The following is a 16520-nucleotide window of genomic DNA, read 5'->3' as shown; positions in this document are numbered from 1 at the left end:
AAAGCGCGGAGTCCAGAGGCCCGCGCGTTACCGGGTCTCTGGTCGGTGTGGGCCGACGCCCACGGTTTTGACCTTAAGGCCAGTTTGGGTGGCACCCCAAGGTGTTGTCATCCGTCCGTCACATTCCCCCTTTACGCTCACCAGCACAATTAAGTCCCAAAGAGGATAGTTCCCCACCATGATCATTCCAGCTACCATCAGCGGGAATGCGCCTGCGCGCATGTCTTCTCCTCCCGCTATCGCCATCCATGAGGTCTCCCATTTCTTTGGGAGTCACCCGGTACTCAATCGCGTCAATTTGTCGGTGCCCGAAGGCACTATCCTCGCCCTGCTCGGCCCTTCCGGTTGCGGTAAAAGTACGCTGCTGAAAATGCTGGCAGGATTGCTGCATCCCGCGTCGGGGCAGATCAGTTTCGATGGCGAAATTGTCGCCAGCGGAAAAATCAATGTGCCACCGGAAAAACGCCATCTCGGCATGGCGTTTCAGGATTATGCATTGTGGCCGCATATGACCGTACAGCAGAACGTCGCATTCCCGTTGCAGATGCGCAATATCCGGGGTGCAGCGCAGCAGGAGAAAGTGATGGCAGCGCTGGAACGCGTCGGGTTGGCGGGTTTCGCTTCAAGACGCCCTTCTGAGCTTTCCGGTGGCCAGCAACAGCGCGTGGCACTGGCGAGGGCCATCGTTGCCGAGCCGCGAATTTTACTGTTCGACGAGCCGCTGTCGAATCTTGACCGCGATCTGCGGGAAAGCCTGTGCGAGGAAATGGCAACCCTGTTGCGCCAACTCGGCACTACGGCGGTGTATGTCACCCACGATCAGCACGAAGCTCGTGCACTCGCACACTGCATTGCGCGCATGGACAAAGGCGCAATCGCCAGCGTTGACCCGATTGACCCTTCCGTTGTTTCACCTTTTGTTGCTTAACCTTTGATGGAATGAAAATGATGAACCGCACACACAATAAAACCTCCAAAACGTTTTCCCGTATCCAAACAGGCGTAATGACAGCAATGACTCTTTCTCTCGCAATGGCAGCAGGCAGTGCACAGGCGCTGACGCTCTACACCGCCGGGCCGGGCTCTCTGGCAAAAAAACTGGCAGCCGGATATGAAAAGCAAACCGGCATAAAAGTGGATGTGTTCCAGGCAACGACCGGCAAAGTGATGGCGCGTCTGGAAGCAGAACAGGCAAACCCGCGCGCCGACATCCTTATCTCAGCATCCTGGGATACCGCCACCGATCTCGAACAGCGCGGCTGGTTGCTCGGATACCAAAGCCCGAACGCAGAAAAGGTTCCGGCGCAGTTTAAAACACCGTATTACGTCGCACAGGGAATTTCCGCCCTGGGTATCGTATGGAATACCAAAAGTGGTACTACCGAGCCTAAAGACTGGGGCGATTTAGCCAAACCGGAATTCAAAGACAAAGTCACTACGCCGGATCCGTCACTTTCCGGTGCGTCTCTGGATTTGCTGATCGGGTTACAAAATGCCCACGCACAGCAGGCCTGGAAACTGTTTGAGGATCTGAAAGCCAACGGCATGATCATAGCGGGACCCAACGCACAGGCACTGACGCCCGTCTTACAGGGTGCAAAAGCCGCCGTCTTTGGTGCGGTTGATTATGTATCTTACGCCAGCATGCAGGACGGCGAATCCGTAAAAGTGATTTTCCCGGACAGCGGAACGGTCATCGCGCCGCGCCCGATGATGATCCTCAAATCCAGCCAGCAGCCAAAAGAAGCGAAAGCCTTTATCGATTACGCACTGTCGCCTGAAGGCCAGAAAATGGTGGCTGATGCCTGGCTGATGCCGGCCCGTACCGATATCGACGCCAGACGTCCGTTGTTTAAGTCACTGAAATTGCTTCCGGAAGTTTCTCAGGCTTCTGCGTCACGTAAAGACGTTCTCGACCGTTTTGCGAAGCTGTTCAGCCCGCAGTAATCCTTTCACGGGCTGTTAACCATTACAGCCCGCTTTTGAGATTTCATTAATGAGCAGAAACGCTTTTTTACCGGGCGTGACGGGCATTGCACTGCTGTTGCTGGTTGCAGTGCCGGTCACGTTTGTCGCCTTGCAGGCTGTCTTCCCGCATCTGGATACAGGCAGCTTTTCCGCGCCGTTCAGCGCCTTTCCCCCTGTGTTCGAAGAGCCTCAGTTACGTAAATTGTTCGCCACCACGTTAAAGGTCGGACTGGGCGTGGCGATATGCAGCGGTCTGATTGGCATTCCATTGGGTGCCTTACGCGGCCTGTTTGCGCTGCCCGCCGCCGCGCTGTGGGACATTCTGTTTCTGGTGCCCTTCCTGTTGCCGCCCTATATTGCCGCGCTGTCCTGGATGCTGGCGTTACAGACTAACGGTTATGTCCAGCAACTGCTGCCATGGCTACATCTGAATGATTTTTTGTTTTCGCTGCCGGGCATGGTGGTGGTGATGACACTGAATATTTTCCCGGTGGTGTATTTTGCGGTCTCACGCAGCATGGCGGCCAGCGGCAGCCGTCTGGCAGATGTCGCGCGCATTCACGGCGCAGGTCCGTGGCGGGCATTTATACGCATCACACTGCCGATGGCGTTACCGGCGATGGCATCCAGTTTATTGCTGGCGTTTACGCTGTCGATTGAAGAATACGGCGTGCCCGGCGCACTGGGTTCGCGCAGCGGTATTCTGATGCTCACCACAGGTATCGAACAACGCCTCGCCGACTGGCCGGTCGATTTGCCCGGTGCGGCGGTGCTTTCGCTGATGCTGGTGGCGATTGCGCTTTGCGCATACAGCGTTCAGCGTGCGGTACTGGCGGGTAAAAATGTTGAAAGCCTGACCGGCAAACCGGCTGACGTCACACAGAAATCGCTGGCTGGCTGGACTATCCCGGTGCTGATTTTGTTTATGGCGGTGGCACTGATCGCCGTCGCGCTGCCGATTGTCTCCATGCTGATCACCGCGTTTTCCCGTACGTTGTCCGGCGGGCTCTCGTGGCAGAATCTGACCTTAGGACACTTTGGCAATGTGTTTGCTGCACATGGCGATGCCCCTGCCGCACTTTCAACCAGCCTCGGTCTGGCGCTGGGCACTGCACTTATCGCAGGGGCAACCGGATTGATGGCATCGTGGCTGGTGGTGGCACGCAAAATTCGCGGTGCCGCATTGATTGATGGTTTATCGCTGCTGCCGGCGGCACTACCGGGGATTGTGGTCGGTGTGGGTCTGATTCTGGCCTGGAACCAGCGCTTCTGGCCGGTGACACCGTATAACACCTGGGGGATTTTGCTGCTGGCGTACTGCTGCCTGTTGTTGCCTTATCCGGTACGTTATGTCAGCGCCGCATTAAAGCAGATAGGCGGAAATCTTGATGCCGCCGCGCGCGTGCATGGCGCCACAGCGGCGCAAACATTACGCCTGATCCTGCTGCCGCTGGTGTTTCCGAGTTTACTTGCCTCAATGATGATGGTGTTCGCCGTCGCGTCGCGCGAGCTGGTAACCTCTCTGCTGCTGTCACCGGCGGGCGTGCAAACCGTGTCGGTGTATGTCTGGCGCCAGTTTGAACAGGGTTCTGTCGGTGATGGTATGGCCATGGCGTCAGTGGCAGCGTTTCTGAGCCTGACGCTGATGTTAATTGCAGTCAGGCTACAACAACGAACCGCAAGTTAGTTTTCCCGCTGCGGTTCGGAGTGCGGGCGGTCGCCTGAAGGGATCAGTAAACCGGCTGCAACTGCCAGCACCGAAATCACCGCAGACACGACAAAGACCCAGTGCAGCGACGCCGCCACGCTGTCCGTAAGCATATTCAGCTGACTGCTTTCGAGCGTACCGCGCGTCGCTTTATCCATCAGTTGCTGTACGGGATCACTCACCTGTGGCAGACGATACTGAAGATTGAGATTGAGTGTCGCACCGAGCAATGCGGTACCCATGGCTGAACCGAGCATGCGGGTAAAAAGTGTCGAGGCGGTAGCAATACCCCGTATGGCAGGTTCCACGCTGTTTTGCACTGACACAATAAACGTGGTGTTGCACAGCCCCATGCCAGCGCCAATCGAAAAAGCGGCAAGACGCGCCATCCACAAACCGGACGATGGGGAGAGCACTAACAGCGCAAGACTGCCGCCTGCCAGCAATAATCCGCCTGTGACCGCCGTCATGCGATATGAGGTTGCCTGCATCAGACGACTGCTGAACATGCTCGCCAGCGGCCAGCCAATCGACATCAGAGCCAGCGTGGTGCCGGCCTGTAACGGTGTACCGCCAAGCACGCCCTGCACATAGGTGGGTAGAAATGCGCTGATACCCATCATGGTGGCACCAATGATCACCCCGCCGACGTTTCCGGCAATAATGACTTTATTTTGCCACAGTGCCAGCGGGAACAGGGGCTCCGGTGTTTTACGCTCCTGACGGACCAGCAACCAGGCGCTGCAAACTGACAAGGCCACCAGCGCCAGCGCCAGATATCCCAGTTCCTCTGCCTGCAACAGCGCCAGCAGTAAGGCTGCGACAGACAGTGTCAGATAGCCGGTACCGGCAAGATCTAACGTGTGCGGTTTACGCTGACCGTCCGGCGGCAGGTATTTCACCAGAATCATCATCGCCACCAGACCGATGGGCACATTCACCCAAAACACCACTGCCCACGGAAAATGAGAAACGATGAATGCCCCCATCAGCGGGCCGACAATCGCCGAGACGCCCCAGACGCTGGACAAATATCCCTGTGCTTTTGCCCTTTCCTGCGGACCATACACATTGGCAATCAATGTAGTGGCAACCGGCGTGATCGCTCCGGCCCCCAGCCCCTGTAAAGCACGAAAACCAATCATCCAGCCAAGCGAAGGCGCAAACCCGCATAAAACGGAACCGAGCAAAAACAGCGTGGTGCCGATAAAGAACATTTTGCGACAGCCGTATAAATCTGCCAGACGCCCGTAAACCGGCACGGTGATGGCCTGTGTCAGCAGATAGACCGCAAACACCCAGCCGAGCAGCGAGAATCCCCCCAGATCGCCAATGATAGTTGGCATGGCCGTCGCGACAATAGTGACTTCTACCGCAGCCATAAACATCGATAACATGCAGGCAGTGAGGATGAGCGGACGATGAGAGGATTTAACCGCAGCTGTTTTGACTTCCGAATGATTGACGGCCATGTTCTCTGTTTTCTTAGCATTGCTTTGATGAGTGCACTCAGGCAGATACACTTAATTATAGACAAAAAAAAGCGCTGAGTTTGCACACAGCGCCCGTTAATTACAGACCAGTAGTGACAACGTCACTATCAGGCCTGAGACATCATCTTCAGATCAAAACTGGACAGATTAATAAACCGGGTTAAATCGCGGCTTTCAGCTCGGGGTAAATACGGAATTTCCCCCAGCAGCGGCGCTGTAATATTGGCGCTGATCGCGTCAATCGTTTCCTGGTAGTGAGCCAGACATGGGTTAATGCGGTTCGCCACCCAGCCGAGCAACGGTAAACCATCCGCAATAATTGCCTGTGCGGTTAATAATGCATGGCTGACACACCCCTCCTGAATACCCACCACTAATACTACCGGCATATTTTGCAGACGTACCCAGTCAGAATATAAAAGTTGCGGCGTGATCAACGTTCTCCACCCGTCGCATCCTTCAACCACTACAGAATCTGCCTCTTCACGCATGAAATTAAGACCATGAGTCATTATTTCAAAAACATTTTCGGGGATCTGGCTGGCATAAATGTCTTCGTCAGTTAAGGCCAGCGGGGTTATTTTATTAAAAGGATAAGAAATAGAAGATGACTGCTGAAGAGTTACCGCATCTTTATTTCGAACCCCGTCGGCCAGCTCCTGGCTGCCTGTGGCAATAGGTTTATAGCCTAAAACGCAGCGATCCTGCGCGGCTAAGGCCTGAAGCAAGGCACGTGTGACAATGGTTTTACCTACACGAGCGTCTGTCCCCGTGACGAAAAAGTGCGTTAACATGGAATTCAGGCTCCGGGATCTCTCCGTCTTATTGAAAGATAGTCTCCGGTAAGAAAACACCGCCAGAGACAAAGTAACGACAGAAAGTCTAGGCGATGCGCGATCAGAGCAGTTTGCGTTAGCGCAATGTTTTGTTGACTGTACGTGCGGTTAATGTGCAGGTCTTATATGTTTTTTATTTAAAAACAGACATAAAAGATCTATCCAGATTAATAAAATGACGACAAGGCAGTAAAAGAAAATCCCGCTGAGCAGGTTAATGTCAGTGATCCGGACGAACAAATGCAGCCAACGCAGCGGTAATTTGAACGCTGAAGGATATTAACCTTGCAGTAATTTAATTAACAGGGAACCGCTATATAACGCGTCTTTGACTAATGCCGCGCCGGGCATCGTGCCCTGATTATAAAATTGTGTCGATTCAAGTTTGATATTTTCGCTATAAGCGGGAAGTGATTGCTGTTGAATACAGGACATTATCGCGGGATGAAGAATATCCTGAGACAAATTAAGCGGTGAGCCGATCAGTACTTTCTCGGGATTAAACAGATTGACCATGATCGCCAGAATACGTCCGACACTCTGTCCGACGCTGATAATCACGTCGCGCGCCAGCTGATCGCCCCGGTTTGCTGCATCACACACGGCTTCGATGGTCAGCGATACGCCATGCAATAAGCTGGCCGGAACGGGTACCGTTAAACGCTGACGAACGAGATCAAGAATGCTGTCAGTGCTGGCTACGGTTTCAAGGCAACCGTGATTACCGCAATAACAGCGCTTGCCGTAAGGATCCACCTGCGTATGGCCGATTTCCGCCACACTGCTGCTGCCTGCGTGCAGCACGCGCCCGCCGGTGATCACTCCCGCCCCGACGTTATGATCGATGACCACCTGCACCATATTTTTACAGCCACGCGAGGCACCATATAACGACTCGGCCAGCGTCCAGGCACCGATATCGTGCTGTACATAGACCGGCAAACCGGTGTGTTCCGACAGCGTGTCACCCAGCGGCATATCGAACACATCATGATAAAACGGCATACGGTGCACAATGCCACGACGCGCGTCAATCATGCCCGGTAAGGTAATCGCGATAGCAGTAAGGCGTTCGAGCTTGCGCTGATGGCGGATAAAAAACTGGTCAATTTCAGAAATAATACGTTTAAGCAGCGGTTGTGACGCCTGTTCCGGCAGTGGAAGGACCTCTTCCACCACCAGTTTACTGCTGAGATCACGTAAACCGAGTGTGATTGAACCCAGGCTGATACGTGCCGAAAGATAATGCCAGGCCTGAGTGTCGAGCGCTAAACCAATGGCCGGACGCCCGCGGCTGCCGGGATCCTGAAATTCAGTTTCCAGTACCAGATGCGCCTGTAATAACTCACGGACAATCTTGGTGATACTGGCGGGAGCCAGTTGTGCCTTTTTCGACAATTCAATACGCGAAATAGGACCAAACAGATCTATCAGGCGGTACACAGCACCGACATTGGTTTGTTTTATCTGATCGATATGTCCTGGTTGCCCGTCGGGGATCACTCAAGAAACTCCTGTTATTTTCGCGCTTCAAAATAAAGATTAGGGCTATGTTGGGGTTTTTGTCATATGTCGTCAACTATTTGATTCGTTATGTGATTCGGTGCACAAATTGCGGTAAAAGACGCTCGGAATTGACTGGAAATACAGCATCTTCTGACTTCACCTTCTTATTCTTCACGTAACAACAATTCCATAAATGCACGGGTTGCGGCGGTCACCGGACGCCGCGCGTGATTCACCAGCCAGAGTTCTGTCGTGCCCTGCCGGTGACCAAATCGCAAATACCGCACGCCTTCAACCTGAATACGCAGATAAGAAGCAGGCAGAATCGATACGCCCAGCCCTGCGGCTACCAGCCCGATGATGGTCAGCGGTTCCCCGACTTCCTGCGTAATATAGGGGGTAATTCCCTGCGCCTTGAGCTGACCGAGAATGTCATCGTAAAGCGACGTACCGACATCTTTGGAGAAGAACACAAACGGCTGATCGGCAAGGTGTTGAAAAGTCAGTTCACCCTCTTTAAGCGCATTCAGCGGATGATCGCTGTGCACCACGGCAATCAGCGGTTCGGACAGCACCAGATGATGTTCCAGCTCTTCCGGCAACCCGCCATTGCGCATAATGCCCAAATCCAGTTTTCCCTCCAGCAAAGGTTCGATCTGCTGTTTGCTGTTGAGTTGTTCGATGCGGATATTGACGTCCGGATAGGACAAACGAAAACGGTGTAAGGTGCGTGAAACACGGCGTAAAAAAGGTGCCGAAGAGGTCAGCCCGAGCGTCAGATTGCCTGACTCACCGCGATGAATGCGGGCTGCCTGAGCGGAGGCCTCACCGACCCGCTGCAAAATCTGCCGGGCTTCCAGCAAAAATGCCTGTCCCGCCTGCGTCAGTCTTACAGTGCGGTTGTTACGATAAAACAGCGTGGCACCAAGATGGGTTTCCAGCGCCTGGATTTGCTGACTCAGCGGCGGCTGGGAAATGTGCAGACGTTCCGCTGCACGGCCGAAATGCAGTTCGTCCGCAACGGCGATGAAATAACGCAAATGACGCAGTTCGATATGATTCATGATGTGGATTAACCCGGCCCAATTGATATTTTAAACATATCATTTTTGACTGATTAATATATTAGACAATAACCGCCGCAGCGTTAAAATTCTTATACATTTTAAAATTAAGTTTTACCGCACTCCGCATTAAGGACTTACCGTGAAAACCTCCCGGCGGATTTCTGCCGCACCAGCCAGTCATTCAGTCAACGACGACGAGTTAAATCCTGAAACTCCCGTCGCGCGCTCCGGACTTAAAACGCCCTTTATCAAACGTGGGACACCGGAGTTTATCCGCGTCACGCTGGCCCTGTTTTCAGCAGGTCTGGCGACGTTTGCCCTGCTGTATTGTGTTCAGCCGATCCTGCCGGTGTTGTCGCATGATTTCGGGGTTTCACCGGCCACCAGTAGCCTGTCGTTATCGTTATCTACCGGTCTGATGGCCATTGGCCTGTTGTTCACCGGGCCTGTTTCTGACGCAGTCGGGCGCAAGTCAGTGATGGTGGTAGCGTTATTTCTCGCTGCGGGTTGCACGCTGGTCTGTTCCTTTATGCAAAGCTGGGACGGCATTCTCATCATGCGTGCGCTGATTGGCTTATCGCTGAGCGGCGTGGCAGCCGTCGCCATGACCTATCTCAGCGAGGAAATCCACCCAAGCGTGGTCGCCTTCTCGATGGGTTTATACATTAGCGGAAATTCCATTGGGGGCATGAGCGGACGTTTAGTCAGTGGTGTGCTGACGGATTTCTTCTCCTGGCGTATCGCCGTTGCATTCGTGGGCTGCTTCGCCCTCGCGGCGGCAATTATGTTCTGGCGCATTCTGCCTGCATCAAAACATTTCCGGGCAAGCTCGCTGAAACCGCGCAAAATGCTGATTAACTTCAAACTGCACTGGCGCGACAGCGGTCTGCCGCTACTTTTCGCCGAAGGTTTCCTGCTGATGGGCAGTTTCGTGACCCTGTTTAACTACATCGGTTACCGTCTGCTTTCATCGCCCTACCATCTGAGCCAGGCGATAGTCGGGATTTTATCTGTCGTTTACCTGATGGGCACCTACAGCTCGCCGAAAGCCGGTGCGCTGACCGGCGTTTATGGCCGCGGCCCTGTGCTGATCGGCGCAACGTCGCTGATGCTGCTGGGCATTTTAATCACCGCTTTTTCACCGGTCTGGCTGATTTTCGTCGGCATGATTCTGGTCACCGGCGGATTTTTCGCCGCCCATTCCGTTGCCAGCGGCTGGATCGGCAGACGTGCCCGTCGTGCAAAAGGTCAGGCATCGTCTTTATATCTGTTCAGCTACTATGCGGGTTCCAGTGTCGCCGGAACGTTAGGCGGATTCTTCTGGCACTCCTTTGGCTGGTACGGGATCACCGGATTCATCAGTTTGATGCTGATTGCCGGTGTCGGCGTCGGGTTTAAGCTGATGCGCTTACCTGAGGCAAAAGCGGTTTAACTTATCGCGCCTCCCCCTGCGAAGGGGGAGGCGCCGACCGGGATTCACTTATTCCCGCGCGAGAAATTTACTGCTTTTCACTCTCCCATTTTCCTCATCCGCTTCTGACTATCCGCCTCAAACAACTGCATCCGCGCGGTATCTATCTGTACCCATACCCGGTCTCCGGGCGCGGCGGCCGATCTGACCATGCTGTAAACACTCAGCTTTTCAGTGCCAAATTTACCGTGAATAAGTTCACTCAGGCCGGTAGGTTCAATTAGCGTGATATCCAGTGGCACCGCGCCTGGCGCGCCCTCTTCGCACAGCACAATGGCTTCGGGGCGGACGCCATAAATCACCTCTGTACCACTTTGCAGATTCTTGATTAAAGGATCTACCGGCAGCGTCAGTTGCCCGTTAATCCGCAATTGCGGTGCAGAATCCCCCAGTTCCAGCGTACCGTTGATGAAATTCATAGACGGCGAACCGATAAAGCTGGCGACGAATTTATTGGCCGGCGTGTCGTACAGTTCAAGCGGCGTGCCGACCTGCTGGATCAGGCCGTGGTTGAGTACGACGATGCGGTCAGCGAGGGTCATGGCTTCCACCTGATCGTGCGTCACATAAACGATGGTGTTCTTCATACGCTGATGCAGGCTTTTGATTTCAATCCGCATCTGCCCCCGTAATTGCGCATCCAGGTTAGAAAGCGGTTCATCGAACAAAAACACCTGGGGCTCGCGTACGATCGCCCTGCCCATTGCCACACGCTGACGCTGTCCGCCGGATAACTCTTTCGGACGGCGATGCAGCAACGCGGTCAGCCCGAGAATATCGGCGGCTTTATTCACCGCCGCCTCAATCTCCGCTTTCGGCCGCTTTTGGACTTCGAGGCTGAACCCCATGTTACGTGCCACGGTCATGTGCGGATACAGTGCATAACTCTGGAATACCATTGAGATATCACGGTCTTTCGGAGCCACCTGATTCATCAGACGTGAACCGATATGAATATCCCCCGCCGTCGCCAGTTCAAGCCCGGCGATCGTGCGCAGCAGGGTCGATTTACCGCACCCGGACGGCCCGACCAGCACCACAAACTCGCCATCTTTAATGGTCAGGTTAATGTGTCGCAATACTTCGACATTTTCGTAACGTTTTTGAAGATCGGAAATCGTAATCTGAGCCATAGAATTATCCTTTTACCGCACCGGCAGTCAGCCCCTGAACCAGGTAACGCTGAATGAACGCAAAGAACAGACAGGCAGGAATGAGCGCCAGCACAGCCGCTGCCATCATGTCGCCCCATGAAACCGCGAATTTCGACACAAAACTGAGTAAGCCAACCGGGAAAGTCATCACGTCGTTTTTGTTGATGAGCATCAGCGAGAACAACAATTCGCTCCACGCGGCGGTAAACACAAAACCTAAGGTTGCCGCCATCCCCGGCAGAGTCAGCGGGATAATGACTTTGCGCAGTGCCATAAATCGGCTGCACCCTTCAAGCATCGCGGACTCTTCCAGATCCTTCGGAATACTGTCAAAAAACGACTGCATCAGGAACGTGGCAAAAGGGACGTTAAAAGCGGTGTAAATCAGAATCAGCCCGGTCAGGCTATTGGTCAGCCCGAGCGGTGCCATCACTTTGTAAATTGGCGCGAGGATCATTACCAGCGGGAACATCTGGGTAAACAGCAGCAGCGCGGCCATCACCGTTTTGCCGCGAAAACTGAAGCGGGAAAACGCGAAACCCGCACCGGCAGCAATGATTGTGGTCAGAAATGCCGTGCCGAATGACACAATCAGACTGTTGAAGAAATACAGCGGAAACTGGCTTTCAGTAAACACACGCTGAAAATGGACCAGCGTCATCTCGCCCGGCCACATCCGCACACCTTCACTGTAGAGCAGTTTATCCGGCGTGATGGAGATTTTGATCAGCCAGTAAATCGGGAACAGCGCGAACACCAGATAGAACACAATCCCCAGCCGATGCCCGCCCTTGCGAAGCCAGGCGTTAATTGACAATGCACTCATATGAGCCCCTTATTTCAGCAACTGATGGCGGATGCGCAGTAAAACCAGCGCATAAAATGTCATCAGCACCAGCAGGAACACCGCCATCGCAGACGCATAACCAAAGTCGAGTTTGCGGTATGCAGTGGTGAAGATGAAACTCGACAGAATCGAGGTGGAATTTGCCGGCCCGCCGTCGGTCATCACCACAATCAGATCAGCAAAATTTGCGATCCAGATGGTGCGCAGCATGACCGTGATGGCAATCATCGGTGCCAGAAACGGCAGCGTGACTTTGCAAAACTGCTGCCAGCCGCTCGCCCCGTCCATCGACGCCGCTTCGTACAAATCTTTCGGAATCGATTGCAACGCCGCCAGCAGGGTAATGGCGAAGAACGGAATGCCGAACCAGACGTTCGCCACTACCGGGCCGTACAGCGCCAGTTGCGGATCAGACAAAATATTGTACGGTTCGGAAATGATATGCAGATCAGCCAGCCAGTAAGGCAGCACGCCAATTACCGGATTGAGCAACCATGCCCAGGTCAGGCCGGAGAGAAACGCCGGAACCGCCCACGGCAGAAACACCAGCGCCTGCACCCAGCGGCGGCCGGGGAATTCGCGGTTGAGCAATAAAGCTAAGCCCAGCCCCAGCGCGAACTGCAACACCAGTGAAGTCAGTGTCCAGTTGAAGGTATGGCGCAGTGCGGCATAAAAATGCCGGTCATCAAACATGGTACGAAAATTATCCAGCCCCACCCAACCGGTATCGAACGGGTTCAGCAACTGTATGTTCTGAAAAGCATAGGAAATGCCGATAGCCATCGGAACAAAGATAAACAGGCCAATCAGCACCAGCGTCGGGCTGAGATAAACCCAGGGTTCCAGCAGCGCCCGCAAACGTGGGAAGCGCGGCGCGGCAGCGGTGTCTGGCGGTGAAACTTCCAACATCATGACGCGTCTCCGTTGAGAAGAATGGGGAACTCCGGCAGCAGATCCGTGCCGGAGTCATCCGGTTTACTTTTGCGCAGCCAGCCAGGCTTTCTGTTCTTTGGTCAGGTATTTCGCCCAATCTTTCACCATGCTTTCGGTGTCGTTCTGGCCGAGCAGCGTTTCCTGCGAACTGTCTTTTACAATCACCGAGTTAAAATAGCCCCAGCCTTTGAGGTGCGTCGGCATGGTCAGCGGGATGTAATCCGGGCTGTTCAGCTCGGCAAACCAGCCTGCAAACTGTGGCGCGTGGTAATATGCATCCTGCTCTGCACCCTTATAAATCGGTAAGGTGCCGACGAATTTCGACCAGGTCAGGTTGTTTTCTTTATTACTCAGGAAGGAAATCAGATCCCAGCTTTGATCCTGATGTTTGCCCTGTTTGAACATCGACCAGCCGGTATAACCGATAGTCGGGTAGGCTTTACCGTTCGGCCCGAGCGGCATCGGCGCAACGGAGAAATCGTCCGGGTCCATGCTGTTCTTGATGGCGATCAGCGCGTCCGGATCCTGATCCAGCATGGCGCATTTACCGGAGTAGAAACCGGAAACGATTTCGTTAAAGCCCCAGTTAACACTGTCTTTGGGTGCATAACCTTTCTGGTACATGTCCACCAGGAACTGCGCGCCTTTGACCGCACCCGGTTTGGTCAGCATGCTGTTGCCCTCTTTATCGAAAAAGTCCGGCGAGCCGTTCATTGCCGCCATAAACATCATCCAGGCATTCGTGCCGCCGACGCCGCCGCGCATGCAATAGCCGCTGATCCCGTTGCCCAGCGCGCTGATTTTCTTCGCATCCGCCATAAACTCATCCATGGTTTTCGGCGCGTCGGTCAGGCCCGCCTGCTGAAAGAGTTTTTTATTCCAGAACATCGCCCGCAGATAAAAACCGTACGGGATCATCGTTGCGGTGCCACCGGAAGAACGCGCCATGGTCAGCGTTTTGTCGGTCAGATCTGCCGTGCCTGTCCAGCCTTTCAGCCGGGGTTCGAGATCAGCCAGCATACCGTTACTGGCATACAGCCCCTGCCAGGTGTCCGGCATTTCCACCACATCCGGGTACTGCCCGCTCTGAATCATGGTGCCAAGCTTTTCAAACGCCTGCCCCCACGGCAGCGACACGACCTCGATCTCGACATCAGGATGCTGTGTTTTGTAAGCGGTTAACATCTTTTGCAGCATTTCGGTACGTGCCGGGCTGGTAATCACTTCCACCAGCGTCAGCTTAGTGGCGGCAAAACTGGCGCAGGAAAACAGGCTGAGCACCAGCAGGCTGAGCACATGACGTTTCGGGTGTCGCATAATCTTGATTCTCCACGGTGAAAAAAGTCGGAACACAGGAACGGTATTTTCAAAAAATGGCTTCAGGAACAAGCACTTTCGATGGCGTTTTTCAAGTCACGCCATAAATCTTCAGTATCTTCCAGCCCGATTGAAATGCGGATCACACGGGGTGAGACGCCAAAATCTCTTGCCGAGTTAAATTCACCCGCCTGATTCAGCACCGAAATGGCCGGCATCACCAGGCTTTCAAAACCGCCCCAACTGACGCCCATACGGAATAAGGTCAGCGCATTGCAGAACGTCGGAATGTCAATGCCTTCGCTGAGCTCAAAGGAGAACAAGCCGCTGTAGCCGGTCAGTGTGGAAGTCGGCAGCGGCTCGAGCCCCGGATGATTCACCTGCGTGATACGCGAATAGCCCTGCAGGCGGCGCGCCAGTTCCAGCGCACTTTCATGATGCTGGCGCATACGCAGCGGCAGCGTGCGTAAGCCGCGCAGCAACAGCCAGGCTTCATTCGCGGAGAGTTTGCCGCCTAAAAACGGGCTGATATAACGACTGATGGCAGTGATGTGTTCTGTACTTGAAATCACCAGTCCGGCAACGACGTCGCTGTGTCCGCTGATGTATTTCGACGCAGAATGAATAACCAGATCGATGCCTGCCGCCAGCGGCTTCTGGAAAACCGGTGACGCCCAGCTGTTATCGATCATCGTTATTACGCCGTATTTTTTGGCCAGCGCGGCAATGGCTGGCAGATTTTGCTCGCCCATCACCCAGCTGTTCGGGCTTTCGAGATATAACAGTTTCGCCCCCTGAATCGCCGCTTCGAGTGCGGCCAGAGAACCTCCATCGACAAACTGTGATTCAATCTGGAAACGGGTGCAGAAACCGCGCAGAAAACGGTAGGTGTCTGGATAAACGTGATTCACACAGACGACTTTATCGCCGGGACCGGCCACGCTGAGAATGGCATTACTGATCGCCGCCATGCCGCTGCCGAACGCCAGACAGGCTTCGCCGCCTTCAAGCTGCGCCACCTTCTTCTGTAATTCGATCACGGTCGGGTTGTCGACGCGGGAATATAATGCGTGGTCGCTGTCACCACGAAAACGGGCAATCATGCTGTCATAATCGGTGAAACTAAATAACGACGACTGATAGATAGGGGGTGAAATCGCCCCGCGATCGTGGCGGCCGTCATGCACTAAATGCGTGTTTTCACTTAACTCAACCGGCTGGCTCTTATCATCTTGCTGCATTGATCACTTCCTTCATGTCACGTTCGGTTATGTTCAGAATGTCGTTGCTCAGCCTGCGCGCGTTTTCCGGTTCGCGGCGCGCAATGGCTTCATATAACAGGCGGTGCAGCGGAAAAGAGTCGCTGAAAAGCGCCTGCTCCGGTGGCGATTCGAAAAAGGCATGCAGCAGGTCGTAAATGCCGCCGACCATTTGCAGCAGCAGCGGATTGTGCGCGGCGCTGTAGATCGCCGCGTGAAACTGCCAGTCTTCTGCCCCTGCGGAACCGATGCTCAGATGTACTTTTTCCATCACAACCAGTTTCTGTTCGATGAACAGCAAATCGCTTTCCGTCGCACGTACTGCCGCCATTGCCGAAGCCTCACATTCGATGATCCGGCGCACTTCCAGCGCATGCAGCATGGTGGCGGAATCATTTTTAAAGCGCAGGGACAGAAAGCTGTCGTTGGCAGTAATTTCAGACTGCAAAAAAGTGCCACTGCCTTTTTTACGCACGATAATCCCCAGTGCCTCCCAGCGTTTGAGCGCCTCACGCACGGTGTTGCGGCTCACCGCCAGACCTTCAGCCAGCACACGCTCAGGAGGCAGTTTCTCGCCGATACGGGTGCCGGACTGCGCCACATAACGCGTCAGCGCATCCAGTACCAGGGTGTCGCTTTGTTGTGGCGCGATCGGATGCAATAAATTTATTTCGCCGCTCATTGGCTTCTCCGCACATTGTTTTCAACGGACACCGGTCCAAATTGGCCCAACAACTCAACCTGTGGACCACATTGCAATTTGTCTGCCAGTTTGCAGAACCGCCGTTAAGCAATTGATTAAAATGGAATATGAATAAATAACGTTCCATGCGGGAAGATGACGGGCAGATCGCGGTGGTGCAAATAAAGCCGGATATGTTGTACCGCTGTGCAGGTAATGTTCAGTGATGTAGCACGGGATGGATTGACGCGCAGGAGTGCAAATGATAACTGTTATCAT

Annotated in this window: 14 protein-coding genes; 4 read left to right on the top strand and 10 right to left on the bottom strand. The window is 54.0% G+C overall.

The window, feature by feature from the left end; translation table 11 throughout:
* The first annotated feature begins 178 nt into the window (after nucleotides 1-178).
* The 3 genes from ACOZIO_RS01350 (at nucleotide 179) to ACOZIO_RS01340 (ending at nucleotide 3655) form a co-directional block, all read left to right on the top strand.
* The gene (locus ACOZIO_RS01350; protein ID WP_129990752.1) at nucleotides 179-928 is read left to right on the top strand and encodes an ABC transporter ATP-binding protein; all 750 of its coding nucleotides are present in this window, start codon (nucleotides 179-181) and stop codon (nucleotides 926-928) included.
* A gap of 77 nt (nucleotides 929-1005) precedes the next feature.
* Nucleotides 1006-1947, top strand: a complete 942-nt coding sequence (locus ACOZIO_RS01345; RefSeq protein WP_205951558.1) for an ABC transporter substrate-binding protein — start codon at nucleotides 1006-1008, stop codon at nucleotides 1945-1947.
* Nucleotides 1948-1996: 49 nt separating this feature from the next.
* Nucleotides 1997-3655, top strand: coding sequence for an ABC transporter permease (locus ACOZIO_RS01340; protein ID WP_129990754.1), 1659 nt, complete (start codon nucleotides 1997-1999; stop codon nucleotides 3653-3655).
* On the opposite strand, the gene ACOZIO_RS01335 is transcribed toward ACOZIO_RS01340, so the two are convergent.
* From ACOZIO_RS01335 to ACOZIO_RS01320, 4 genes are all read right to left on the bottom strand, one after another.
* Entirely contained in the window at nucleotides 3652-5148 is a 1497-nt protein-coding gene (locus ACOZIO_RS01335; RefSeq protein WP_129951223.1) for an MDR family MFS transporter, read from the bottom strand. The two genes, ACOZIO_RS01340 and ACOZIO_RS01335, sit on opposite strands and share 4 nt — an antisense overlap.
* Nucleotides 5149-5276: 128 nt before the next feature.
* On the bottom strand, nucleotides 5277-5963 hold the full coding sequence (gene bioD / locus ACOZIO_RS01330) for a dethiobiotin synthase (RefSeq protein ID WP_129951222.1): 687 nt from the start codon (nucleotides 5961-5963) through the stop codon (nucleotides 5277-5279).
* Nucleotides 5964-6284: 321 nt separating this feature from the next.
* A complete protein-coding gene (gene mlc / locus ACOZIO_RS01325) occupies nucleotides 6285-7508 on the bottom strand; it encodes a sugar metabolism global transcriptional regulator Mlc (protein WP_129951221.1) in 1224 nt (407 codons plus the stop codon).
* 167 nt (nucleotides 7509-7675) lie between these two features.
* Entirely contained in the window at nucleotides 7676-8575 is a 900-nt protein-coding gene (locus tag ACOZIO_RS01320) for a LysR family transcriptional regulator (protein ID WP_129951220.1), read from the bottom strand.
* Nucleotides 8576-8717: 142 nt separating this feature from the next.
* Between ACOZIO_RS01320 and ACOZIO_RS01315 the strand changes: the two genes are divergently transcribed.
* Nucleotides 8718-10010, top strand: coding sequence for an MFS transporter (locus tag ACOZIO_RS01315; protein ID WP_217138606.1), 1293 nt, complete (start codon nucleotides 8718-8720; stop codon nucleotides 10008-10010).
* Nucleotides 10011-10087: 77 nt separating this feature from the next.
* On the opposite strand, the gene ACOZIO_RS01310 is transcribed toward ACOZIO_RS01315, so the two are convergent.
* From ACOZIO_RS01310 to ACOZIO_RS01285, 6 genes are all read right to left on the bottom strand, one after another.
* Nucleotides 10088-11182: an ABC transporter ATP-binding protein gene (locus ACOZIO_RS01310; protein ID WP_129990755.1), complete on the bottom strand. Its 1095-nt coding sequence runs from the start codon at nucleotides 11180-11182 to the stop codon at nucleotides 10088-10090.
* A gap of 4 nt (nucleotides 11183-11186) precedes the next feature.
* Entirely contained in the window at nucleotides 11187-12029 is an 843-nt protein-coding gene (locus ACOZIO_RS01305) for a carbohydrate ABC transporter permease (protein WP_129951217.1), read from the bottom strand.
* Nucleotides 12030-12038: 9 nt separating this feature from the next.
* On the bottom strand, nucleotides 12039-12962 hold the full coding sequence (locus tag ACOZIO_RS01300) for a carbohydrate ABC transporter permease (RefSeq protein ID WP_129951216.1): 924 nt from the start codon (nucleotides 12960-12962) through the stop codon (nucleotides 12039-12041).
* Between the two features lie 63 nt (nucleotides 12963-13025).
* Nucleotides 13026-14300: an ABC transporter substrate-binding protein gene (locus ACOZIO_RS01295; RefSeq protein WP_421594842.1), complete on the bottom strand. Its 1275-nt coding sequence runs from the start codon at nucleotides 14298-14300 to the stop codon at nucleotides 13026-13028.
* Nucleotides 14301-14362: 62 nt separating this feature from the next.
* Nucleotides 14363-15541, bottom strand: coding sequence for an aminotransferase class I/II-fold pyridoxal phosphate-dependent enzyme (locus tag ACOZIO_RS01290; protein WP_129990757.1), 1179 nt, complete (start codon nucleotides 15539-15541; stop codon nucleotides 14363-14365).
* Nucleotides 15528-16241, bottom strand: coding sequence for a FadR/GntR family transcriptional regulator (locus ACOZIO_RS01285; RefSeq protein WP_129951213.1), 714 nt, complete (start codon nucleotides 16239-16241; stop codon nucleotides 15528-15530). Before ACOZIO_RS01285 ends, ACOZIO_RS01290 begins: the two co-directional genes overlap by 14 nt.
* Nucleotides 16242-16520 lie beyond the last annotated feature (279 nt).

Origin of the sequence: Rahnella sp. PD4, assembly GCF_049199325.1 — a bacterium.
Classification (GTDB): domain Bacteria; phylum Pseudomonadota; class Gammaproteobacteria; order Enterobacterales; family Enterobacteriaceae; genus Rahnella; species Rahnella perminowiae.
This window is presented reverse-complemented; position numbering and strand designations above follow the sequence as displayed.

Bases quoted from the DNA above. Each gene is read 5' to 3' on its own strand.
- ACOZIO_RS01350 (WP_129990752.1), top strand. From the start codon at position 179: ATGATCATTCCAGCTACCATCAGCGGGAATGCGCCTGCGCGCATGTCT.
- ACOZIO_RS01345 (WP_205951558.1), top strand. From the start codon at position 1,006: ATGACAGCAATGACTCTTTCTCTCGCAATGGCAGCAGGCAGTGCACAG.
- ACOZIO_RS01340 (WP_129990754.1), top strand. From the start codon at position 1,997: ATGAGCAGAAACGCTTTTTTACCGGGCGTGACGGGCATTGCACTGCTG.
- ACOZIO_RS01335 (WP_129951223.1), bottom strand. From the start codon at position 5,148: ATGGCCGTCAATCATTCGGAAGTCAAAACAGCTGCGGTTAAATCCTCT.
- bioD (WP_129951222.1), bottom strand. From the start codon at position 5,963: ATGTTAACGCACTTTTTCGTCACGGGGACAGACGCTCGTGTAGGTAAA.
- ACOZIO_RS01320 (WP_129951220.1), bottom strand. From the start codon at position 8,575: ATGAATCATATCGAACTGCGTCATTTGCGTTATTTCATCGCCGTTGCG.
- ACOZIO_RS01310 (WP_129990755.1), bottom strand. From the start codon at position 11,182: ATGGCTCAGATTACGATTTCCGATCTTCAAAAACGTTACGAAAATGTC.
- ACOZIO_RS01305 (WP_129951217.1), bottom strand. From the start codon at position 12,029: ATGAGTGCATTGTCAATTAACGCCTGGCTTCGCAAGGGCGGGCATCGG.
- ACOZIO_RS01300 (WP_129951216.1), bottom strand. From the start codon at position 12,962: ATGATGTTGGAAGTTTCACCGCCAGACACCGCTGCCGCGCCGCGCTTC.
- ACOZIO_RS01295 (WP_421594842.1), bottom strand. From the start codon at position 14,300: ATGCGACACCCGAAACGTCATGTGCTCAGCCTGCTGGTGCTCAGCCTG.
- ACOZIO_RS01290 (WP_129990757.1), bottom strand. From the start codon at position 15,541: ATGCAGCAAGATGATAAGAGCCAGCCGGTTGAGTTAAGTGAAAACACG.
- ACOZIO_RS01285 (WP_129951213.1), bottom strand. From the start codon at position 16,241: ATGAGCGGCGAAATAAATTTATTGCATCCGATCGCGCCACAACAAAGC.